This window comes from Methylobacterium sp. 2A, from assembly GCF_009806555.1.
Lineage (GTDB): Bacteria > Pseudomonadota > Alphaproteobacteria > Rhizobiales > Beijerinckiaceae > Methylobacterium.
In genome coordinates, this window is sequence record NZ_VUOK01000010.1 from 71,310 (window position 1) to 92,515 (window position 21,206).

Consider the following 21,206-nt stretch of genomic DNA (forward strand, 5'->3'; position numbering starts at 1 on the left):
CGTGGTCGAAAATTAGCATGGATTAGCAGCGATGGAGAACAAATCGTTTTTCGTCGAACGCCCATCACAGTCGAGTTCGCGCAGGACCGCTAGACGTGTTCGAGCGGGACGCGGACGTTGACCCGCAAGCCATCGGCATCGAAAGCCACATCGACCTGAGCCGCCGTCTGCGCGACCAAGATCTTGTTGAGGAGGCGCGAGCCGAATCCCTCGCGGGTTGGCAGCGTGGGAGGAGGACCGTCGTGCTCGTCCCAGGTCCAGGACAGACACGGCCGCGTCTCGCCTTCCTCGACGGTCCACGTCACCGAGACCCGGCCGTCCGGGTGCGCCAGCGCCCCGTGGCGAAGCGCGTTCGTGGTTAGCTCGTGCAAGGCCATGCTGACCGGCACGGCTAGTTCGGAGGGGAGCCGCACCCGCGGTCCACGCAGCATTATGCGGCCGTTCTCGTTGTAGGGGTCGAGCTCGGCCCGGAGCAGCCCTTCGAACGATGCAACCTGCCCCTGGTCCTCGGTGATCAGCGCGTGCGTCCTTGCGAGCGAGACAATCCGACCGGTGAAGGCGCGGGTGAACTCCGGCATCGTGAGTGACGAGCGCACGGTCGCGTTCAGGACGGCCTGGACCGTGGCCAGCGTGTTCTTCACCCGATGGTGGAGCTCACGCACCATCAGCGCCTGCCGGTCCTCGTAGGCGCGGCGCTCGGTGACGTCGCGCTGGGCCGAGACCCAGTGGGTGATGTGGCCGTCGGCGTTCTTGACCGGCGTGATCAGCCACTCGACCCAGTATGCTGATCCATCCTTGCGGTAATTGAGCGTTTCGCCCTGGAAGGCTTCTCCGGCCGACAGCGCGGCGCGCGTCCGGTCGAGCGTGGCGCGGTCGGTCCCCGACCCCTGCAGGAAGCGCGGACTGCGTCCGGTAACCTCGTGCGTGGCGTATCCGCTGAGGCGGGTGAAGGCGGGATTGGCATAGAGGATGCTCGGGCCAGGCTCGTCGAGGTCGGCAGAGGTGATGAGGATGGCCTCGCCGGCCGCCTCGACCGCAGCCTTGAGAAGCCGCAGGTCGACTTGGTCCGGTCCGTTTTCATCTCGACGCGACACCCGACCCCCCTGGACGCCGTGTTGGCACGGCGAACCTGCGTCCAGGACGGCTGTGCCTCCGGGAACCTCAACGGAGGCACAACCGTGGATGGCGCCCTAAGGTGCCCTCGCGGCGTTTGTGTCACGGGGAAAACTTCGGCCGGGTGCCGACCAGGTTCACGCCGGCACCGAGCGGGATGACCTCAGCGGCCCTTCTTGTAGAGCTTGCTGGCGATCTCGAAGATCTCCTCCGGCGCGTAGTCCGGCGCGAACGCCCCGTAGTTGCCGTCGAGCTCCGGGATCTTGCCGCCCTCGGGCGCGCCGTCAACGACTTCGAGGTTGCCGGGCGGGTCGCCGGGTAGCGCCACCTCGTCGTTCGACCAGACGCCGGCCGCTTCCTTGTAGTCCGACTCACTGAAGGTGTAGAGGCGCCGGTGCTTGCCCTCATCGAGGTACTTCTGACACTCGGGGATGCGCGAAAGGTCGATGTTGGGGGTCGGCAGCATCTGCTCGATGGCCACGCCGGTGAGCTTCTTCAGCGCCAGGGCGTAGGCGTGGGCGTGCAGCGAGCCGCGCACCAGCAGGTAGCCGCAGACCTCGCGACCGGTCGGTTCGGTCATGGTTTCGTAGACCCGCAGCTTGTGGATGCGCGCGCCGCATTCCAGGTGGAAGTTGTGCAATAGGTCGATGATCAGGTTCCCGGTGGTCGTGACCATGTCCATGTTCCAGGACGCGGCGTTCGAGTTCATCGGCATGGCGCCGCCGCCGTTCGATAGGAAGCTGCCGGCGAGCCGGATGTCCTGCATCTCGGCGAACGGCGCCTTGGAGATGTCGACGTCCTTCTTGGGGTTGCCCGGACCGTTGTTCAGCATCGCGATGCCGGTCGAGACGAGCTCGACGTGACCGATCTCCTCGGCGAAGATGCTCGACACCAGGCTGTAGAAGGGGCGCAGCTTCTCCTTGTTGCGAAAGTTGAAGCTCTGGAACATGTAGTTTCCGAGCGTCGACATCTCGCCGTACTTGCCGCCGAGCAGCTCCTGCAGGGCGGCGGCGGCGTTCGGCTCGGGCTTCTTGGGCTCCGGCAACTCCGTCAGGAGCTTGTCGATCTTCATGAACATGGCACGGGTCTCCGGCCGCGCAGGGATGCGCACCCGGACAGCTAGCGCCCGGATCGCGTTCGTCAGGCCTCCGGGTGCCCAGGGATCGCGCCATCCAATCCCGCCGCGAGCGGCAGCGCCAGCGCGCACAGCGCGGCCATGCCCCAGAACGCTCCGGCGCCGAACGCGCCGTAGAGGAGGCCGCCCGCCGCGGTTAGGACCGCCGAGGCTACGCCCAGGCCCAACGTGCCGTAGAGCGTCTGCGCGCTGGCCGAGAGGCGCTCCGGCACGACCCTGGCGATAAGTTGCATGGCGGCGAGGTGCAGAAGCGCGAAGGTGAACCCGTGCAGCGGCTGGATGGCCGCGAGCACCGGCACCGCGGCCGTCGAGGCCATGGCCGCCCAGCGCACCACGCCGAGGCCGGCGGCCAGCATCGCGACCCGGGCCGTCCCAAGGCGCGCCAGCAGCCAGGGGCCGGCAAGCACGAAGACGAGGACCTCGGACGTGACCGCCTCGGACCAGAGCAGGCTGATCGCGCTCGGGCCGATCCCGGCCTCGCGCCAGCGGATCACCGCGAAGCCGTCGTTCAGGGCGTGGCTGCCGATCACGAGCGCCGCCACCACGAGCATCCGCCGGAACGGCTTGAGGGCCAAGAGCTCGCCGAGGCCGCCGAGGCCGAGGCTCGGCAGCCCGACCCGCGCCGGGGCGGGTGGGACGCGAGCCGTCGCGACGGCCATGACGAGGAACAGGAGGCCGCTTGACACGATGATGCTCGCCAAGCCGGCCCGGGCGACGAGCAGGCCCGAGACCAGGGTCCCGAGCACGAAGGCCGCCGAGCCCGCGCCCCGGACCCAGCCGTACGAGAAGGTGCCCTCCCGCTCCGCGGCGCCGAGCGCGAGCGCGTCGGCGAGCGGCGCCAGGGCGGCGATGGCGCTGGCGTGCAGCACGCTCACTCCCAACAGCGGCCAGAAGCCGTACCCGACGAGGTAGGCGAAGGCGATCAGCCCTGAGGCGGCGGCCGCGACGCCGAGCACGGCCCGCATGGCGTCGTAGCGGTCGGCGAGGTACCCGGCCACTGGGCCCGCGGCGAGGCGCATCAGCGTACCCGCCGCGAGCGCGACGCCGATCTCACCGGAGGTCAGGCCGCGCTCGCCGAGGAAGCTCGGCAGGAACGGGGACTCGGTGCCGTAGGCAGCGTAGAGCGAGCCCTGCAGCAGCACGAAGGCCGGGAAGGAGCCCGTCATAACGCGCGCCCACGACCTCGTCGCTCCGGTCCGCGCATCCATGCCGCCAGATCCCAGCCGTCACGCCGGCTCGGCGGACGCCCGGCCAGTCTGACCTGCCGGACCGTGCATGCCCAGCGCGCGGCGACCGACCATCCACACCGCCAAGCCGGCGGCGGCGACGGCGGCCAGGACGACGAACGATGCCGCGAAGCCGAGGTATTGGGCGACGACGCCGGCCAGCAACGGGCTTACCGTCGCGCCCGCGCCGTAGGCGGTCATGACGCCGCCGAGCCCGGCATTGGCGTGGCCGGTGCCGTCCATGATCTCGGCCACGAGCGCCGGGATGGCGACGCCGCCCAGCCCCATCGCCAGGCCTTCGAGGACCTGGACTGGGATGACCAGCCACCAGGATGTCGCGAACGCGGCTAGCAGGCCGCGGACCACGACCAGCCCGAGGGCGAGGGAGAGCACGCCGGCGTGCCCACGCCCCTGCGCAGCCCGCGCGGCCAGCAGCGCCGCGCCGACCATCGTGGCCTGGGACACGACGGTCATCACGCCGGTGGTCAGGCTCGGGTCGGCGCCCGAGGCTGTGCGCGCCTGCGCGAGGAACGGCAGCATGGCGCCGTTCGCGGTCTGGTAGGCGAACACGGCGGCCGCCAGGAGCAGGAGCGGCTTAGTCCCGAACAGGACGCGCAGCGTCGAGCGCTCGTCCTGTTCGCCGCCGCGCGCCGTGCCGTGGTCGATGCAGCCCTTGTCGATGCCGAGCAGGACGCCGCACGAGGCGACCGCCATGACCACGATGGCGATGGACACGTAGCCGAGCCCGAGCGCGTAGCCGAGCACGCCGGAGAGGGCGGCGTTGGCGGCGTTGCCGGCGTGGTTGAACGCCTCGTTGCGGGAGACCTGATGACCGTAGGCTTGTTGCCCGACGATGCCAAGCGTCACGGCCGCGACCAAGGGCGCGATGCTGGTGTCGGCGACACCGATGACCAACTGCGACAGACCGATGAGCCAGAGGCTGTCCGTCGCGACCAGGGCGACCGCCCCCGCGGCGATGCCCAGCACCGCCATGGCCAGGGCGGCACGCTTGTACGTCGTACGGTCGATCAGCGCGCCGACCGGCGTCGTCGCCAATAGGCCGGCGAGCCCGGCAAGGCCCATGGCGAAGCCGGTCGCGGCCGGGTCGAAGCCGCGCTGCTGCAGGTAAACGCCCAGGAAGGGCCCGAAGCCTTCGCGCGCACCGGCCAGGGCGAAGTTGAGGGCGAGAAGGCTCGTGACTGGTTGCATCTGCTGCCCTGGACCGCGGTCGTATTGGTCGCACTGAACCCCAGGAAAGGAGTCGCCTGTCCCAGGTTAGCTTTGCGGGTCGCCAGCAAGCCTGACGCGGCCGCCGGAGACCGTCGTGACATGGAGACTGGGAACGCTTTCGGGAGCCAGGACCCGACGCCCGCGCTCAGGTGCGTGGTCGCCATCCCGGTCCGGAACGAGGCCGAGCGGATCGCCGCGTGCCTGGAGGCGCTGGCCGCCCAGCGAGGCATCGGGGCAAGCGCGCTGGGCGTGGTGCTGTTCCTCAACAACTGCACCGACGAGACGGCACACGTGGTCGCAGGCCTGCTGCCTTCGCTGCGCATTCCCGTCCGTATGATCGAGCGCGAGTATGCGGAAGCGAACGCCGGATGGGCCCGGCGTGAGGCGATGGAGGCAGCGGCCGACTGGTTGGACGAGGGCGAGCCCTTCGACGGCCTGATCCTCACCACGGACGCGGACAGCCGGGTGCCGACTGACTGGGTCGCCCGCAACCTCGCCGCGGTCGCGGCTGGGGTCGATGCGGTGGCCGGCCGGATCGCCCTCGACGAGGCCGACGCGGCGCGCCTGCCCGCCGCCCTGCACGCGCGAGGTCGCCTCGAAGGCGGCTACGAGACGCGGCTGATCGAGATCGAGGCCCTCATCGACCCGCTGCCGCACGATCCCTGGCCGCGGCACTGGACCACCTCCGGGGCGACGCTCGCGGTCCGGCTCGAAACCTACCGACAGGTCGGGGGCATGCCGCCGCTGGCGGTCGGCGAGGACAAGGCCTTCGTGTCTTCGCTCCTGTCGAGCGACGCGCGGGTGCGTCACGACCCGGACATCCTCGTCGTCACCTCGGGCCGCCTCGACGGCCGGGCGCCCGGCGGCGCGGCGGACACGATGAAGCTCCGCTGCGAGGTGCCGGAGAGCCCCTGCGACCCGCGCCTGGAGCCGCTGCCCCGGGCCGTGTTCCGGTATGCCTGGCGTCGACGGCTCCGGCGGCTCCAAGCGACCGGGCGGCTGGCCCGCACCCCGTTCTGGGCGCCGTGGCTCGGCATCCGCGCCGAAGATGCGCGGATCATCGCCGGCTTGCCCACGCTCGGCGCCATCCTCGCCGCGGTCGAGGCCGCGAGCCCTCGGCTCGGTTATCGCCCGCTTCGCCCGCGGGAACTCGCGAGGCACACGCGCCTCGCGAACGCGGTCTCCTGCCTGCTGCGCGGCGCTCGACGCCTCGGCCATTCGGTCCGATCAACGGGGGCAAGGACCGCCGCGGGCGACCTGGGCGTGACGTCCTTCGAGCGGACCGGCGATGCCTGAGGGCGGTGCCTTGATCTACCGCGTGCAGAAGCACGCCGCCCGCCGGCTGCACTACGACTTCCGGCTGGAGCTCGGCGGCGTCCTGAAGAGCTGGGCGGTCACGCGCGGCCCGAGCCTCGTCGCGGGCGAGCGCCGCCTGGCCGTCCAGGTCGAGGACCATGGCCTGGACTACGCCGATTACGAGGGGGTGATCGCGCCGGGCAACTATGGTGCCGGCGTCGTGCTGCTGTGGGACCAAGGCACCTGGGCACCGGACGGCGATCCCGAGACGGCACTCGCGTCCGGATCCCTCGCCTTCGCGCTGCACGGCGAGAAGTTGACCGGCCGCTGGCGTCTCACGCGGATGAAACCTCGGCCCCGCGAGCGGCATGTTTCCTGGCTGCTGGTCAAGTCGCGCGACGCGGCCGCCCGCGGACCTGACGACCCGGACATTCTGGTGGAGCGACCGCGTTCGGTCGTGACCGGACGCACGGTCGAGGAGATCGCCGCCGCGGCGGCCTGACGGGAGGAAGGCGGATGGACCTGAGGATCCCGATTAACCTGGCCTACGACGCGGTCGCGGCCGCTAGGCAGGTGGCGACGGCGGCCGCGGCACGCGCGGACGGGCAGGACCGCGACGACGGCTTCCCGGCTGAGGACGTCGCCGACCTCGCTCGCCTCGGCCTGCTCACCGCGCCCATTCCCTCCGATGAAGGTGGCCTCGGCCTAGGCGAGGAACCGGACATGGCCGAGTTCGCGACGGTGCTGCGGCTCGTGGGGTACGGCAGCCTCGCGCTCGGCCGAATCTACGAGGGGCACGTCAACGCGCTCCAGCTCGTCGCCCGGTATGGTACGCCCACGCAGCGCGCGCGCCTGTTCGCGGATGTGCGGGACGGACATCTGTTCGGGGTCTGGAACACCGACCCGCCCGGCGACTGCCTGAAGCTCGGGGACGATCGCCGGCTCCGCGGCGTGAAGACCTTCGCGTCGGGCGCCGGCTTCGTCACCCGCGCCCTGGTGACGGTCAAGCACGAGCCGGGCGCCTCGCCTTTGATGCTGGTCGTGCCGCTGGAGCCCGGCAGCCGCGCCGACCTCACTGGCTGGCGCGCGCACGGCATGCGCGCCTCCGCGACCGGCACCGTGGACTTCGAGGATATAGTCGTCACCGAGGAGGAGATCCTGGGCGGTTGGGACGACTACCATCGCCAGCCGGTCTTCTCGGGCGGCGCGTGGCGGTTCGCGGCGGTGCAGCTCGGCGGCATCGAGGCGGTGTTCGACGCGTGGCGTGGGCATCTCGCCGCGACCGGCCGCGGCGGCGACCCGCACCAGCTCGCCCGCCTCGGCGAAGGCGCCATCGCACTGGAGGGCGCACGGGGATGGGTCGAGCGTGCCGCCTGTCTTGTCGCCGAGGACGAATTCGCGCCTGACCGCATCGTCGCCTTCGTCAACCTCGCGAGACTGGCGGTGGAGAAGGCCGGCCTCGACGTGCTGCAGCTCGCCCAGCGGTCGGTCGGCCTTCAGGGCTTCATGCGCGAGCATCCCCTGGAGCGGCTGTCCCGCGACCTCGCCACCTACCTGCGCCAGCCCGCACCGGACCGGGCGCTCGCCACCGCGGCGGCCGAGATCCTCGGGGCCGGGGGCATCGCCGGCGACCTGTTCGAATTGAGGTCAACGCGATGAGCCGGCACGCCCATTCCCTGCCGTCGAGCTACTTCGACGAACGCTACGCCGCAGATCCGGATCCTTGGCAGTTCGAGACCAGCGACTACGAGCGAGCCAAGTACGCGGCGACCCTCGATGCCCTGCCGCGGGACCGTTACTCCTCTGCCCTGGAGGTCGGCTGCTCCATCGGCGTGCTGACCGAGGCCCTCGCCCGACGCTGCGATGCCCTCGTCAGCCTTGACCTGGCCGAACGCGCTCTGGCGCGGGCCCGCGAACGGTGCAGGGACCTGTCGCACGTACGATTCGAGCTCACGCAGGTGCCCGGCCAATGGCCGGAGGGCGCGTTCGACCTGATCCTGCTTTCGGAGGTCGTGTACTACCTCGACGCAGGCGACGTGGCGCGCTTGGCCAAGCGCGTCCATGGCTGCCTCCGGCCGGGCGGGGACGTGGTGCTGGTTCACTGGACCGGGGAGACCCACTATCCGCTGACTGGCGACGAGGCGGCGGATCGCTTCATCGAAGAGACACGGGCCTTCCTGCGCGTCTTCGGGCAGAACAGGACGGACGAGTACCGGCTCGACGTGCTAGTCCACGGCACGAAACCTGAGGGAGATGGACCGTCGGGGTAGTGGGCGCCGCATAGCGTTACCCGGTATTTGTTACACGTTCGCGCCGCGACGGAGTGTGGTCTGACCGCTGCCAGACAAGCGCGCATTGCAGTCTACGGCAGGCCTCCTTGCTTTCAGCCGGGATGCGGACCCATTCGACGGCGGTCGTGCTCCATCGCGAACACGTGGGCGTAGAGGTTGGCCATCCATCCACGCCCCTCGACCGTCAGGTCCAGGAAGCGGGTCGCATCGCCGATTACCGGCTCGACCTTCGCCCAGAAAAAGACCGGGTAGCGCTCAGCCAGGTCGGCCGGGCTGTCGTAACCCAGTTGGCGGTCGAGCCCGACCTCGGCGAACTCGTGGAAGAGCGCGTTCAGCTTGCGCGGGTAGAGCGGGTCGCCCAACTGCCCGATCAGGTCGGCGGCCCGCATCAGGCCTGCCTCCGTGCCGGTCTCTCGGTGCTCGTCGTCCTGCGGGACCGGGAAGCGGGTCAGCTCGATGGCGCGTATCACCCGTCCCGCATCGACGAGGTCGTGCGTGCCGAAGCGTTCCTTCACCACCAGCTTCGAGCGCTCGATGTGGTGGGGCGCCAGCGCCGCGTCCGAGGCGCCGCGCGGCAGGCTCACGGTCGTGCCCTGGGCGTCGATGACGAAGGCGTCCGCCCGGTCGCCCGAGCAGACGCCGCGCACGTATCCGATGTCATGGTAGAGGGCGGCCACGATCATGTGCAGCCAGTCCTCGGGCGTGACGCCCCGCTGGAGGAAGCGGCCGCGCAGGATGTCCTGGGCGACGAGGGTGACGAGGGTCGTGTGGTCGCCGTCGTGGTAGAGGGCGTCGCTGCCGACGATGCGCTCGATCATGAGCCGCGCGGAGGCCTCGATGATCTCGGCGTACCGCGGCTCTCGGCTGCCGAAGGTGCGCTGGTACGTGAGCGCGAGGTGTTCGCCCAGGGCGTTAGCGACCACTTTCGTCATGTCGAACATGATCGGCACCTAGCGTCCGGGCGGAACGCCGACGTAGCTGGCCTCGCGCCCGCCGGCCATGGATGACCTATGCCTGCATCGGCCAACGGACACCCGCCCAGAGAACCCTAACCATTCAAACCTGCCACAGCGATTGAAGAGCGCCGCTCTCTTGTCCTCCAGAGGCGGCGAGACGCCAGACCGTGAGGGCCATCCCCGGGGTCGTCTTGCCTGTGCCAGGAATTCCGCAAACGACCACGAGCATGTGGCCTCAAGAGCCCTGTCACCTCCGCTTTCAAGGGCTACCGCGTCGGTCGTGAACGACTGCGACGGGGTTTCAGGAGGCCGTCTGCTTTCCCAGAAAACCTCCTCTGAAGCAGCCATTCCGCTTACGGCCACTACCGGTCAGAACGCCTGTCCGTAACGGGATCGTCCAACAGACGCCTGGGATCCGCCGCCGGTGATACGGGCCTCCCGAGCGGGTGACCGTCTCACAAGACCCGTACGCTGATCCTTTCAGTGGCGGGGGGCCAATCGTACACTTCTCGCCATGACGATTCTGATCGGCTATGCCCGATGCTCGACCGACCGGCAGGATCTGGCGGCCCAGCGCGCCGCCCTCGAAGGGCTCGGGGTCGCACCGGAACGGGTCTACACCGACCACGGGCTGACCGGCACGAACAGGGATCGCCCGGGCCTGGCGCAGGCGCTGGCCGCCACCCGGACAGGCGACACCCTCGTGGTCCCCAAGCTCGACCGGCTGGCCCGCTCGGTTCCGGACGCCCGTGCCATCGCCGACGCGCTCGCCGGGCGAGGGATCAAGCTGGCCTTGGGGGCGAGCGTCTACGATCCGGCCGATCCGTTGGGGAAGATGTTCTTCAACATCCTGGCCACCTTCGCCGAGTTCGAGAGCGACCTGATCCGCCTGCCCACCCGCGAGGGGATGGCGATCGCCAGATCCCGGGGAAAACTCAGGGGCAAGAAGCCCAAGCTCACCGAGAAGCAGCAGCGAGAGCTGCGCCGGATGAACGACACGGGAGAATACGCGATCGCCGACCTCGCCGAGCTGTTCTCCGTCTCGCGGCCCACCGTCTACCGAACCCTCGCACGGCAATCGGATGGGATCCCGCGATCCGGGATCCGATCGACGGCCCCGTAGCCTCCGGCGGCTCCGCTCATAGCGCGCACCGGATGTCACTGCGGGCCCAGGGAAGGGACCCTGCGGCCCCACACGCCGACGTCAGTTGGTGTTCGTCCGGTATTCCCGGCGGAGCAACGTCACGAGATCCTCAACTAGGTCGCGCTCGTCATGCTTGATGGCGGCCCGGGTACGCAGGGCCGGCGACAGGGTCACCGGACCCGGCTCCTTGTGGCCGAAACCGTGGCTGACGGAGCCTCTGTTCGCGTTCGCCTCGCTGCGGGTGCGCCAGATCATGTACTGGGCGTCGGCGATCGAGGCCGCCAGGACGACGTGCGTGAGACGCTGGGTCGGATCGATCCGGTCCAGGACCGCCACCGCGTAACGGAGGATCCGCGTCACCAGGTCGGTGACATCCTCCTCGATGACCGCCCCCATCATATCGTCCGAGCGCGGGAGCGGCAGCGTCAACAGCATGTGCCCCTGCGGCATCATCGTCACGGCGGCATCGCGCTCCTGACGGATCACGAGCGCACCGCCCTCGACGACATCCCCGATGCCCTTGCCTCGGTCGAGGATCTGGGTCCTGCCGAAGAGGCTCCACTGCAGCAGCTGCTCCGCCAGGTCGCGATCCTCGATCTGGCTCGGCCGCAGGATCGACTGCTCCGGGCCCATGACGACCGAGATGGACAGGCGTTTCTGGCCGGTCGAGTGGCTTCGGCTATCCTTAGGCAACATGCCAATCGCGCGATCGAGCATTGCTCCTTCGTCGACCGGCCCGGCGGCTTTGGACATCTCGTACTGGTGCACGGCCCGGACGATTTTGCCCCGCAGGTCGTCGGGCCCGCTGAACCCGCCGCGGAACAAACCGCCGCTCCAACCCTGAACCTCTGCCACGAAGGCGGCCTCGTCATCGTCCCGATCGACGCCTTCTTGGACAAAGGCGATCACGGGTCTGGTCTGGCGCGCCTCCCTGTATTCCTCATGCGTGGCCGAGAGGCCGGACTCCTGCTTCGCCCCGTAGGACTTGCCGAGGATCAGCACGACGAGGCCGGCGTGGCGGATTCCTTCGAGGCAGGCGACCTGCGGCGATGCCGGACGTGCGCCGAAATCCTCTGCCATAATGACCCCGTGGCCGAGATCGCCGATCGCGGAGCGGGCCGCGTCGCGGATCGGCTCCAGGCCGGAGATGAGTGAGCTGACAAAGATCTTCATAGGGTGACCGCCTCTGCGTGACGCCCGACGCCACGGGATCATGGACATCGCGCTTGTGTTCGTACTCGTTTTGGTGATATGCACCCAAAAATGGGTAAGAACAAGAGGTTGGTGTGGGCACGCCGTTTGAAGCCGACGATACGCAGCGACTGAGGGACCTGCGCGATGCCATCGCCGCCGCGGGTGACGAGCTGTCGCTGCCGCAGCTCCTGGCGCTACTGACGATCGCGGCGGAGCCGAACCTGTCGGTGAACGACCTGGCGGAGCGGATGGGCGTTCCGCAGCAATCGGCCAGCCGCTTCGTCGCCGTGCTGCTTGGGCGCTACCAGTCTGCATCCGGCGCCGGCCCCAAGGAGCCGCTGATCGACCAGGGCGTCTCCCTGACCGATCCGCGCAAGAGAGCGCTCACGCTGACACCCGCCGGCCGGGATCTCGTCACCAGGATGACGGGCCCCGGGCCTTCAACCCGCCACTCGAAGGGACACTGACATGTCGGCAGCCGACAAGCTCCTCGGCCTCGAACTGAAGAACGGGTGGAAGGTGACGAGGCACCTCCAGCGCGGTCCCGCCGCGACCGGCGGGATGTTCTCGCAGAGCTACATCGCGGAGAAGGGCGCCGCCGTCGGATTCCTGAAGGCGTTCGACTTCTCGCCGGCCCTTCAGCCGGACGTCGACATGGCGAACGAGATCCAGAAGCTCATCGCCTGCTACAACCACGAGCGCGCCATCCTCGATCATTGCCGCGGGCGCAGGCTTTCGAAGGTCGTGATCGCCCTCGACCACGGCGACGTCCAGGTGCCCGGCATGGGCCCCATGGAGGGACGCGTCTTCTACCTCATCTTCGAGATGGCCGAGGGCGACGTCCGGGTGCAGATGGACACCAGCACCGCGTGCGACGCCCTGTGGTGCATGCATGCGCTCAAGGACATCACGCTCGGCCTCTGGCAGGTCCACAAGGAGATGATCGCCCATCAGGACGGCAAGCCGTCGAACGTGCTCGCCTATCCGGGCCCCTCCTTCAAGGTCGCCGATTTCGGGCGGTCCTCGCGGAAGGGCCAGCCGGCCGCCCACGACGACTTCAAGATCGCCGGCGACCGCGGGTATGCCCCGCCCGAGCAGCTGTTCGGCTTCGTGCACCCCGAGTTCACCAACCGCCGGATCGGTTGCGATCTCTACATGCTGGGAAACCTCGCCGCCTTCCTGTTCTCCGGGGTCAACATCACGCCCCTCCTCCTTTCGAAGCTGGATCCGCAGCATCATCCCCGCGCCTGGGGCGGGACCTACGAGCAGGTCCTGCCATACGTGCGGAACGCCTTTTCCGCAGTCCTGGCGGATGTGAGCCCGCTCATCGACGAGCGCGTCCGCGCCGACGTGCTCGGCCTGGTGCGCGAGTTCTGCGACCCGGACCTCCAGCGCCGGGGGCATCCCGACCACCTCGGCCAGTCCACCCAGTTCTCGCTCGAACGGTACGTTTCGAGGATGGACTTGGCTGCGAAGCGGCTCAGCATCCTCATGCGTACCGGGAGGGCCGCATGACGCCGGAATCCCTCGCGACGCAACGTCGTCTCGTCCCACGGTGGAGGAGCCTTGCGCTCACCTTGCGCGCGCGCGAGCTCGGGCTAAGGGGGACCCCGAAGCCGGCGCCCCACCTCTCGCCCGAAATGGTGCAACGTCTCGAACGTTGGCGAATGTTTCCCAGCATCGTCTCCGCATCCGAGCTCGTCGAGATAGCGATCGTCGAATGCCGGGAGGGAGAGGCCCTCAACGCAGCGCGCCGGCTGATTGCCCCCGCCAGCACCGCCGCGCCGCTCGTCAGGGCCCAGGCGGCGGAACTCCTCCGCCGCAACGGCGAGGAGGTGCCCGACAAGCTGGTGCATGCGCGGCCGACCGACGCCACCGCGTGGCGGGACCTGACGAGGCTGCACCCGCACGACGCGCTGGCATGGGTCGAGCTGGCACTTCACCAGACGGTTGCCGGGCGGGACAAGCGGGCGGAGCGATCGATGCGTGTCGCCCTTCAGCTCTCACCCGACAACCGGCACGTGCTGCGTTCGGCGTCGCGGCTGTTCCTGCACATGGGGGACCCAGAGCGCGCGCACGACATCGTGCGAAGGAGTGCCGCGACCCGGGGGGACCCGTGGCTGCTCGCCGCGGAGATCGCCTTGGCCGAGCTTGCCGACCGGGATCCGACCTTCTTCAAGCAAGGCGTCCGCTTCGTCGATGACGGGGGAATGTTCCCCCACCAGATCACCGAGCTCGCGGGCGCGATCGGTACGGCCGACCTCCTCGGCGGTGGAGTGAAGCGATCCAGGCGCATGTTCCGCACGAGCATGGTCGACCCGACCGGCAGCTCGCTGGCGCAGGGTGAGTGGGCGACCCGGCACCTCGGCGTCGATCTCGTCCCGCACGAGCGACTGGACACGGTGTCGGAGGCTCACGAGGCCCAGGCCTTCCATCTCTATCGAAGGGCCCGCTTCGACGACGTCCCGTGCGCCTGCGAGGCTTGGTCCCGTGTCGATCCCTTCTCGCTCCGGCCCTACGAGTTCGGCGCGAGCACGGCCGCTTTCACGGAGGATTTCCCGAAGGCGGAGGAGCTGTCGGCCCGAGGCCTTCAACGCAACTCGGATTCGCCAATCCTGCTGAACGTCCGTGCCTTCGTCATGGCGTCCCAGAACCGTCTGGCCGAGGCCAGCAAGCTCCTGCGCCAGATCGACGCCAAAAAAGCGTCCCCTGCCTTCAGGCACCTGACCGGGGCGAACAACGGAATGGTGGCTTTCCGGTCCGGGGACCTGGCCAAGGGCCGTCAGCTCTACCTGGAGGCCGCGGAAGGTTTCCGAAAAGCACACATGCCCATGCCGAGCGCCCATGCTCGCGTCTTCCTGGCTCGGGAGGCGCACCTAGCCGGCGACCCGGATGCCCCGAAGCTCCTCCTTGAGGCACAAAAGGCCGTCGAGCGCCTTGGCTTTACGGAGGTGTCGTTCACCTTGGAGAAGGTGGAGACGCTGATGGGTATCGCGCCACTGAGCCCCCGCAAGCCGAACCCCGTGCCTCCTCGCCCCGAGCCTCTGCCAACGAAGCCTCGGGTCATCTCGTGGAGCACGCCAGGCTGGACCAGACCGGGATCGTGATCCGCGACCGAGCACAGCAGCGACCCGCTGGCGGCGGCGCCGGTGGATCTTGGTGGCGACGCAGCCCACTGGGGACCGAGCGACGTCCGAAGCTGCCAGACCGGCATCGGCCGTGGTAGCTCTTGGTAGGCCAAGGCTAGGGCTTAAATGGACGTTAATTTCGGAGACCAGAGGCGGATCCTTGCAAGCATACGCATCCGATCGCTGACGAACTCAGTCATCGACGCTCCGAATTTGGCCGACGCAGCGATTGTGTACCAGGGCGAGCCGACGACATTCCAAGATCGTCACCGCGGACGATCACTACGCGCAAGCATTTTCCGCCCGTACGTCGATCTGACCCACTTGACGGTGTAGCCGTCGGCCAAGTGGTCCGAAACCATCCTATTCCGAGGAATAGTGAGCGGTGAAGACCAGTTCGTTTTTGAACTCGGCAACAACCTGACGGGACATCTTCCTTACATATCGGCAGGAAACGTTGTGACCCGACTGCCCCCCCCGGGGGGAGGGGGTGCCCCGGGGGCAGGCTACCCTCGCGGAGGCAGGGGCACCCTCCGCCGACGGCGGCCGTCTACTCCACGCGCGCATGCCCTCGACCCTGTCTCCCCTGACAACGGGGGCGACCGTGCCGGGCGAGGCGTGTCCCGATCCAAGCCACGGCGCGCCCGTCATGCGAGGCGTCCGATTCGCGCGCGCGATGGCCCATGCGTGGGATGGGCGGCCCCCCGCCACGGTGCGCCTCTTAGGAGCGGGCAGGCTCGGTAGTCGGCCGCAGGATGCCCGGTTTGGAGTTGGCCAGCGACGCGCGTACCGTAGCTTCGTCGATGGGTGTGCTGCCCCATCGTCAACTCGATCCGACCCCAGATGATGACGCCCGACGCGCAGACCTCCACCACACCCTGCCAGGCCACCCGAGCCCACCTGCGGGCAGCCCATGTCGCATGGCTGCACCCCAAGGGGTCGATCGGGCGCGCCTGGGTCGGGACGAAGGTTGCCGACGACGACGGCGAGCGCTTCGAGGGCGAGACGCTCGACCCGGCCGATGCCGTCCTGAGGCAGCATGGCGCCGAGGACCGGTACAGCAGCCTCAACCGCTTCTGGGGTCGCCGGCGCACGGGTGAGTGCCTCAAGGCGGTCGGCTCGCTCGTTCTCGACTGGGACTACCAGAAGAACGAGAGCCAACCCTTCTATGGATGGGCGCCCGAGGCCGTGCGCGACCTCCTGATCGAGGCGATGGTCGCCGCCGGGATCCCGCTGCCCTCGATCTGGGTCGCCTCGGGATGCGGCCTGCAGGGGACGTGGGCATGCGACGGCGTGAAGGCTGCCGCGTGGGCGCGTGTGCGCGCAGTCTACGATGCCCTGCATGGGCCGGACCTCGCCACGAACGGCATGCCCAAGGTTCGGCGCAGGCACGCCGACCCCGAGCTCGATGCGATCGAGGCCAAGCGCCTGCCCATGTGGCGCCTGTTCCGCGACGCCGGTCTCGACCGCGTCTGCCGCGACAGCGCCCGCGTCGTGCGGCTCGTCGGGAGCATGAACGTGAAGAGCAGGACTATGGCCCGGCTCATCGCGCCCGCCGCATTTGCGGACGCGACGCGCTACTCGTTCCACGCCCTGGCCGACGCCATCCTGCCCGTGTCCCGGCGCGAGATCGAGGAGCGCCGAAGGGCCCGTGCCGAGGCCCAAACCGCCGCGGCCGCCAACGACAATCCGGCTCCTGCGCGTCCCCGTCGCCATGCCGGTCCGGCCGGTCGGTGGGTCGGGATCCTGCGCGACCTGTACGCGTGGCGGGACGGCATGGGCGGCCCGCCCCAGGGCAGGCGCGAGCTGTGGCTGTTCCTGACCGCGAACGCCACCGCGCACGTCCGGGGCGGACGGCGTGAGGATTGGGCCGCCGAGCTCGCGCCTCTCGCGGGCCTGACCGAGAAGGAGGCGCTCAGCGCCCTCGGGACGCTCGACCGGCGCCAGCGCCGCCACGAGGCTGGCGAGACCGACGAGTTCGAGGGTGTCGAGCAGTCCATCCTGTACAACCACAAGGCCGCGACGATCGTCGACCTTCTTGACATCCAGGTGGAGCAGGCGGAGCGTTTCGGTCTGCGCGCCCTGTTCCCCGGCGGCGGCAAGGCCATGACGCCGGCTGAGCGGCAAGCGGCACGCCGACGTCGCCTCGGGATCGAGAGCGCCTCGGATTCGGCCGATCAACGGCTCGCGATCGGCATGTACGCGATGGGGCAGCGAGCGGCCGGCATGAGCCTCGCCGAGATCTGCGCCTGCCACGACCTGGGCAAGGAGGCGGTCCTCTTCGCCATGCGCCTCGCCTCCGCCGATTACGGGCTCGACGGCGCGATCGATGCCGAGACCTTGAGGGCCGCCCGGGATGCCGAGGCTCTGGAGCGGTCCTCCATCGTGGCCGAGACGCAGTCCGAGGTCCTGGCTAACGCCACCGGGATCGATGAGGCTGTCGAGCCTGTCGGGTTCGCGTCACGCTATATTGTGGGCTCTGCCTCGCGTGAGGCCCGCCCCGCCTCACTGGCGCCCCTGCCGGCTCCCGGAGAGGTCGTGGTCCAGCGCTGGTCGGACTGGTTCGCCACCGTGACCACGGCCAGCGGGACGTGGGAGTGGCACAGGGATGCGGCATGGGACCTCGTCGGGGATCCCGGCTGCGTCGACCCCGCCGATGCGGTGCTTGCCCAGGCGGCTCTCCAGGACCTCTCCAGGCCCATCGTCGGGCCCGCCAGACGGTCTGCCCGGCGAGATGGCGCTCGGGGTCAGTGCCGCCTCGCGCCCCCTTCCAGGGCCGCCCCGCTGCCCCAGCTGGACCTTTCTCGCGAGGCCGAGGCTTACGCGGATGCCTCCGGGGGCTGGACTACGCCTCGCCGCTCCCTGGCGCTTGTGGCAGCCTAGGCGACGCGGTATTGTCGGGACGCCTGGGGTTCGGGCGAGATGCAGCACATCTCGAAGGCATCTCCGGATCGCCGGGGAGGCCTTCATCTATTTCGGGCCCCTGCGTGGCGCTGACCGGGACACGGGCCCCGTGGCAGCCTCCCCGGCATGGCACGCCGCAAGCAATCCTCCTCCGGCTTCAACCTCGACGGCTTCGATGGCGTCGACCTCGCGCTCGACCTCGGCGAGGCGATCGACCGCTGGAGGGATGAGTTCGTCCGAACGGTCGGCATGACCGACCCGAACCGGGGCATGGCCAAGTACAGGCGTGCCGCGGGCTGGGCAGTGGACGAGGTTGCCCGGCAGGCCGTCCTCAACATCCGCTACCGCTTCCACTCGACCATGAAGCGCAGGTCGCCGTGGACCGAATCCGCGGTCGCCTACAAGCGACTGAGCAAGGCGGAGCTGAACGCTCTGGAAAGGGGCGAGCGCAGCCCGGAGGACGTCTACGCCCACTTCTTCGTGAAGGCCAAGCAGTCGGTCTATTTGAAGTATCTCTTCGGCATGGAGCCGAACATCCGCCTTCCCGGCGACGTCGGGCTCGCGCGGAACCGGATCCTCATCCCGTGGTGGGACAACATCACGAAGACGCAGGGCGTCCGCCCCACGAAGGATGGCGGGGTGCCCCGGGCATTCCTGTCCCGGTTGGCGCGCGAGGTCTCGGCCGACCGTTCGCCGAAGCGCTCGGGCACGCAGGGGCGGTGGGGCGTCTACTACGGGGCCATCAAGATCCACGGGCAGGCCCATGAGGGCTACATCGCCCGGCCGCCCCGGGTGCCCGTGACCGAGCAGGACGTCCTCCATCGGGGGCACTCGGCGCTGGACCAGGTCATCCAGACCCGGGGCGGGGACCTGCGCCGGATCGGCCGGAAGCTCAAGGACGTCGACCACCCCAGGGTGCTGTTCCTTGCTGTCGACAAGGCCCTGTATAAGCCCATCTTGCAGAAGCCGTGGGACGAGGCCTGCTCCGATGCCGCCTCGCGCGTGCCCGAGATCATGAGCCAGCAGCTCAACGACAACCTGGCGCACATGATGAAGAAGGGCACCTACCTCCGCTGAGGCTGCCCGGCCGGGACCGACAGCCCCACGACATGGGGAACCCGGGCTATCCGAATACCGCGGTCGGGGGACGCTCGGGGCACAGGAGCGATCCCCGTGCCGCCAGCCCCTACGTCCGTCCCAGCCTCCCCCACATTCGTCAGCCAGCCCCAGCGCGGCAATCCCCGGGGGATCCGCGCCCGGGCCACTGACCACGCCGTCCGGCGCTTCGCCGAGCGTGCCGTCGGGGTCATCGTCGACGAGGGCATGGACGACACCTCGGCGCTGGCCGAGCTCATTCGCCGCGGCGTGAACGTCCGCCGGGTCCGCCAGACCCTCTCGAAGCTCGGTGGCATCGGCGTCGGGAAGCGTGAACGGCTCCGCTCCACGATGGCGGGCGCCAAGGCTGGATGGATCCGGCAGTGCCCCAAGGAAGTCCGGCGCGAGGACGGCCGTATCGTCACGGCGTTCCATCCGCACCTCACGTCTGCGGGAATAGCCGGGCTTGCCGAGCACTTCTGCCGGGGCGCGCAGGCGACCCGCCAGCCCCTCATCCCGGGCGTCTGACCCATTAGAAAATCTGCGCCGGGGCGGCCCCGCGCCGCCCCCGCCGACCGATGCGGCAAAATGATACCGAAGCGTACTTCGCTTCCTTTGCCCTCGATGCCGCCAGCCTCCGCGAGGCCGCCAAGGGCTAGAAGCCCACGAACCCGTCGGGCGTGGTGACCCCGCCGTTGGGCAGGTCATGATGCTCCGGGGCAGGCTTGGGCTGGGCGTCCGGAGCCGCGGGCTCTGGGGGGATCCGGAGTGGATCCCCGATGACGTACCACCGCGACTCCGTTCGGATCCATCCCGGCCCCCTGGCGAGGATCGGGCTGGTCGTGACCGGACCCGGGGGCAGCAGGGGATGCCCGCTGACATAGCCGTGGAGGCACGGCAGGTCCGTGCCCGGGTACGTGGTCTCTACGTAGTCGGACAGGCACGGTGCCTCGGCGAGCGTTCGCGCGTCCGGAATCCACCCCGAGCTCAGCAAGTCGATGTCGCGGCTGGCATCCGCCCGCCGCCGGACGAGGTCACGAAGGGACAGGGGGCGCATGACGATCTCCTCGGCGCCATCATCGGATCGGTTCGTGAGAGGGACTAGCGGTCACCTCGTCGGGCAGGGGGGCGGCCCCTGACGCCGCCGGAAGAGGACCGAGTCGTGGAGCATCGCGCCGCTCGGTAGGATGAGCAGGTCGGTGTCCAGGCTCACTTCCGAGCCGCCGTTCGCGAAGCACGTGGCCGCCGTCACCCGCCCGTGTCGCAACCGGACAGCCTTGCAGTCGAGCCCGTCGATCCCCAGCCCCCGATCATCACCAACGACGATCGCGAAGACGTTCTCTCCGGCGCTCGGGCAGTACAGCCCGGGCGGCGGCAGGAGCCATGTCGTGTCGGCGGCCGCCGGGACGGCGAGGGCGGCCAGGGCAATGGCGAGGGCGACGGCACGCATGACAGGTTCTTCCGAACGGGGGGCGAGGCACCACGCCCGGCCGTCCTGATCGAACCAGGCGGCGGCCGCGGCGGTGAGGATGCTGTCGTCCGGGATGCGGAATCCCGGTTGGCCGAGACGATACGTGAAAGGGATGGCCCCGGCCGGCCGCGGCACGCCTGCGAGCGGGATCCCGCGGGCCCAGGCGTGGACGTCTCGGACCGCGGTCCCGAGGCAGCGAAGGCGGCTGGCCTCGCTCGCCCGGAACCTCACGCCGACGAGCGCAATTTCCGCGACGTGGTCGACGACTCGGCCGCCGTCGCGGACCGACCAACAGCGGCGGGTGAGGTTCCAGTAGACATCAGCCACCCTTCTTGTTCTTGGCCTTGGCCGCCTTGCGCTCCTGTTCGCGTACCTCGTGGCAGGAGTCGCAGAGGATGATGTGCCATCCCCCCGGGCGGTGAATGCCCGGCGCACCGCAATGCTCGCAGACGACGACGGACAGCGTCTCCAGAGCTGAACGGATCAACTCCAGCATTTCGGTATCGACGTTGTTCTTGCCGCTCATGTACCAGCGTAGGCTGGCGAACTTACTCTTGAGCTGCGTTGTCACGATGCCGTTCAGGACACCGTGAAACCGCATGGTAGATGCGCCGGCGCAGGCAAGCTCTTGCCATGGTACGCCAACTTCTACTGTGCCGGATGGAAATAGCTCTCCGTACTCCGCCCACATGCGGTCGCACATGTCGCCATGGTCCTCAGGGACCAGGCCGCCCCCCGGGAGGTACCTGTCTGAACGGATGGCCACGTATCGTTCAGCGATCTGCGTAACGACGTCCATGTGCCGCCGCGTGAAGGCATGAGGCGGCACATCCGAGTACGTCTGGCCGTCGTCCCCGGTGTCCCCCGGCATGGGCGGCTCCAGTCCCGTGCAGGACAGACGAATGAAGGTCTGGCCCTCCGGTGTGGGGTGCTGCACGATGCGCAGCGCGGGTTGGCTGCCGTATAGGAGTTCGAGGTAGCTGCGCAGCTCGCGCGCGGCCCGGCGGGCACGCATGTCCATGG

Annotated in this window: 19 protein-coding genes; 11 read left to right on the forward strand and 8 right to left on the reverse strand. The window is 69.2% G+C overall.

Annotated elements, in window-relative coordinates:
• Window positions 1–89: 89 nt before the first annotated feature.
• The 4 genes from FVE89_RS05400 to FVE89_RS05415 form a co-directional block, all read right to left on the reverse strand.
• Window positions 90–1,094: an HWE histidine kinase domain-containing protein gene (locus FVE89_RS05400; protein WP_059407765.1), complete on the reverse strand. Its 1,005-nt coding sequence runs from the start codon at window positions 1,092–1,094 to the stop codon at window positions 90–92.
• A gap of 182 nt (window positions 1,095–1,276) precedes the next feature.
• Complete coding sequence (locus tag FVE89_RS05405; protein ID WP_059407763.1) at window positions 1,277–2,191, reverse strand: manganese catalase family protein; 915 nt, start codon at window positions 2,189–2,191, stop codon at window positions 1,277–1,279.
• A 62-nt stretch (window positions 2,192–2,253) separates the two neighbouring features.
• Window positions 2,254–3,414: an MFS transporter gene (locus FVE89_RS05410; protein ID WP_059407760.1), complete on the reverse strand. Its 1,161-nt coding sequence runs from the start codon at window positions 3,412–3,414 to the stop codon at window positions 2,254–2,256.
• Between the two features lie 60 nt (window positions 3,415–3,474).
• Entirely contained in the window at window positions 3,475–4,683 is a 1,209-nt protein-coding gene (locus tag FVE89_RS05415; protein WP_059407757.1) for an MFS transporter, read from the reverse strand.
• Between the two features lie 120 nt (window positions 4,684–4,803).
• Between FVE89_RS05415 and FVE89_RS05420 the strand changes: the two genes are divergently transcribed.
• Genes FVE89_RS05420 through FVE89_RS05435 form a run of 4 tightly spaced genes read left to right on the forward strand, consistent with a single transcriptional unit; the run spans window position 4,804 to window position 8,270 of the window.
• Entirely contained in the window at window positions 4,804–6,000 is a 1,197-nt protein-coding gene (locus FVE89_RS05420) for a glycosyltransferase (RefSeq protein WP_059407756.1), read from the forward strand.
• A gap of 10 nt (window positions 6,001–6,010) precedes the next feature.
• A complete protein-coding gene (locus FVE89_RS05425; RefSeq protein WP_070998505.1) occupies window positions 6,011–6,502 on the forward strand; it encodes a DNA polymerase ligase N-terminal domain-containing protein in 492 nt (163 codons plus the stop codon).
• Between the two features lie 14 nt (window positions 6,503–6,516).
• On the forward strand, window positions 6,517–7,659 hold the full coding sequence (locus tag FVE89_RS05430) for an acyl-CoA dehydrogenase family protein (protein WP_059407752.1): 1,143 nt from the start codon (window positions 6,517–6,519) through the stop codon (window positions 7,657–7,659).
• Window positions 7,656–8,270: an SAM-dependent methyltransferase gene (locus tag FVE89_RS05435; RefSeq protein WP_059407750.1), complete on the forward strand. Its 615-nt coding sequence runs from the start codon at window positions 7,656–7,658 to the stop codon at window positions 8,268–8,270. Before FVE89_RS05430 ends, FVE89_RS05435 begins: the two co-directional genes overlap by 4 nt.
• Before the next feature lie 113 nt (window positions 8,271–8,383).
• On the opposite strand, the gene FVE89_RS05440 is transcribed toward FVE89_RS05435, so the two are convergent.
• Window positions 8,384–9,232, reverse strand: a complete 849-nt coding sequence (locus FVE89_RS05440; protein ID WP_059407748.1) for a hypothetical protein — start codon at window positions 9,230–9,232, stop codon at window positions 8,384–8,386.
• Between the two features lie 529 nt (window positions 9,233–9,761).
• Here FVE89_RS05440 and FVE89_RS05445 point away from each other — a divergent pair.
• Window positions 9,762–10,370: a recombinase family protein gene (locus FVE89_RS05445; protein WP_059407746.1), complete on the forward strand. Its 609-nt coding sequence runs from the start codon at window positions 9,762–9,764 to the stop codon at window positions 10,368–10,370.
• Window positions 10,371–10,451: 81 nt separating this feature from the next.
• Here FVE89_RS05445 and FVE89_RS05450 read toward each other — a convergent pair whose 3' ends face one another.
• On the reverse strand, window positions 10,452–11,612 hold the full coding sequence (locus FVE89_RS05450; RefSeq protein ID WP_107645287.1) for a DUF4062 domain-containing protein: 1,161 nt from the start codon (window positions 11,610–11,612) through the stop codon (window positions 10,452–10,454).
• A gap of 65 nt (window positions 11,613–11,677) precedes the next feature.
• On the opposite strand from FVE89_RS05450, the gene FVE89_RS05455 reads away from it, so the two are divergent.
• From FVE89_RS05455 to FVE89_RS05480, 6 genes are all read left to right on the forward strand, one after another.
• Window positions 11,678–12,052: a MarR family winged helix-turn-helix transcriptional regulator gene (locus FVE89_RS05455; RefSeq protein ID WP_059407742.1), complete on the forward strand. Its 375-nt coding sequence runs from the start codon at window positions 11,678–11,680 to the stop codon at window positions 12,050–12,052.
• Between the two features lies 1 nt (window position 12,053).
• Window positions 12,054–13,100: a hypothetical protein gene (locus tag FVE89_RS05460; protein ID WP_059407737.1), complete on the forward strand. Its 1,047-nt coding sequence runs from the start codon at window positions 12,054–12,056 to the stop codon at window positions 13,098–13,100.
• Window positions 13,097–14,692, forward strand: coding sequence for a hypothetical protein (locus tag FVE89_RS05465; RefSeq protein ID WP_160533040.1), 1,596 nt, complete (start codon window positions 13,097–13,099; stop codon window positions 14,690–14,692). The genes FVE89_RS05460 and FVE89_RS05465 overlap by 4 nt, the downstream gene beginning before the upstream one ends.
• An 864-nt stretch (window positions 14,693–15,556) precedes the next feature.
• The gene (locus FVE89_RS05470) at window positions 15,557–17,596 is read left to right on the forward strand and encodes a hypothetical protein (protein WP_059407734.1); all 2,040 of its coding nucleotides are present in this window, start codon (window positions 15,557–15,559) and stop codon (window positions 17,594–17,596) included.
• Between the two features lie 147 nt (window positions 17,597–17,743).
• Window positions 17,744–18,694 (forward strand): hypothetical protein, encoded by a 951-nt coding sequence (locus FVE89_RS05475; RefSeq protein WP_059407733.1) that lies wholly within the window; start codon window positions 17,744–17,746, stop codon window positions 18,692–18,694.
• Window positions 18,695–18,790: 96 nt separating this feature from the next.
• Window positions 18,791–19,240 (forward strand): hypothetical protein, encoded by a 450-nt coding sequence (locus tag FVE89_RS05480; protein WP_070998508.1) that lies wholly within the window; start codon window positions 18,791–18,793, stop codon window positions 19,238–19,240.
• A gap of 580 nt (window positions 19,241–19,820) precedes the next feature.
• Here the strand turns inward: FVE89_RS05480 and FVE89_RS30955 are convergent.
• The gene (locus tag FVE89_RS30955; RefSeq protein ID WP_245364360.1) at window positions 19,821–20,510 is read right to left on the reverse strand and encodes a hypothetical protein; all 690 of its coding nucleotides are present in this window, start codon (window positions 20,508–20,510) and stop codon (window positions 19,821–19,823) included.
• Window positions 20,503–21,204 carry a hypothetical protein gene (locus FVE89_RS05495; RefSeq protein WP_059407727.1) on the reverse strand — a complete coding sequence of 234 codons (702 nt, stop codon included), beginning with the start codon at window positions 21,202–21,204 and terminating at the stop codon, window positions 20,503–20,505. The genes FVE89_RS30955 and FVE89_RS05495 overlap by 8 nt, the downstream gene beginning before the upstream one ends.
• Window positions 21,205–21,206 lie beyond the last annotated feature (2 nt).

Coding starts and splice junctions, on each gene's coding strand:
- FVE89_RS05405 (WP_059407763.1), bottom strand. CDS start 2,191: ATGTTCATGAAGATCGACAAGCTCCTGACGGAGTTGCCGGAGCCCAAG.
- FVE89_RS05410 (WP_059407760.1), bottom strand. CDS start 3,414: ATGACGGGCTCCTTCCCGGCCTTCGTGCTGCTGCAGGGCTCGCTCTAC.
- FVE89_RS05415 (WP_059407757.1), bottom strand. CDS start 4,683: ATGCAACCAGTCACGAGCCTTCTCGCCCTCAACTTCGCCCTGGCCGGT.
- FVE89_RS05420 (WP_059407756.1), top strand. CDS start 4,804: ATGGAGACTGGGAACGCTTTCGGGAGCCAGGACCCGACGCCCGCGCTC.
- FVE89_RS05430 (WP_059407752.1), top strand. CDS start 6,517: ATGGACCTGAGGATCCCGATTAACCTGGCCTACGACGCGGTCGCGGCC.
- FVE89_RS05435 (WP_059407750.1), top strand. CDS start 7,656: ATGAGCCGGCACGCCCATTCCCTGCCGTCGAGCTACTTCGACGAACGC.
- FVE89_RS05440 (WP_059407748.1), bottom strand. CDS start 9,232: ATGTTCGACATGACGAAAGTGGTCGCTAACGCCCTGGGCGAACACCTC.
- FVE89_RS05445 (WP_059407746.1), top strand. CDS start 9,762: ATGACGATTCTGATCGGCTATGCCCGATGCTCGACCGACCGGCAGGAT.
- FVE89_RS05450 (WP_107645287.1), bottom strand. CDS start 11,612: ATGTCCATGATCCCGTGGCGTCGGGCGTCACGCAGAGGCGGTCACCCT.
- FVE89_RS05460 (WP_059407737.1), top strand. CDS start 12,054: ATGTCGGCAGCCGACAAGCTCCTCGGCCTCGAACTGAAGAACGGGTGG.
- FVE89_RS05465 (WP_160533040.1), top strand. CDS start 13,097: ATGACGCCGGAATCCCTCGCGACGCAACGTCGTCTCGTCCCACGGTGG.
- FVE89_RS05470 (WP_059407734.1), top strand. CDS start 15,557: ATGATGACGCCCGACGCGCAGACCTCCACCACACCCTGCCAGGCCACC.
- FVE89_RS05475 (WP_059407733.1), top strand. CDS start 17,744: ATGGCACGCCGCAAGCAATCCTCCTCCGGCTTCAACCTCGACGGCTTC.
- FVE89_RS05495 (WP_059407727.1), bottom strand. CDS start 21,204: ATGGACATGCGTGCCCGCCGGGCCGCGCGCGAGCTGCGCAGCTACCTC.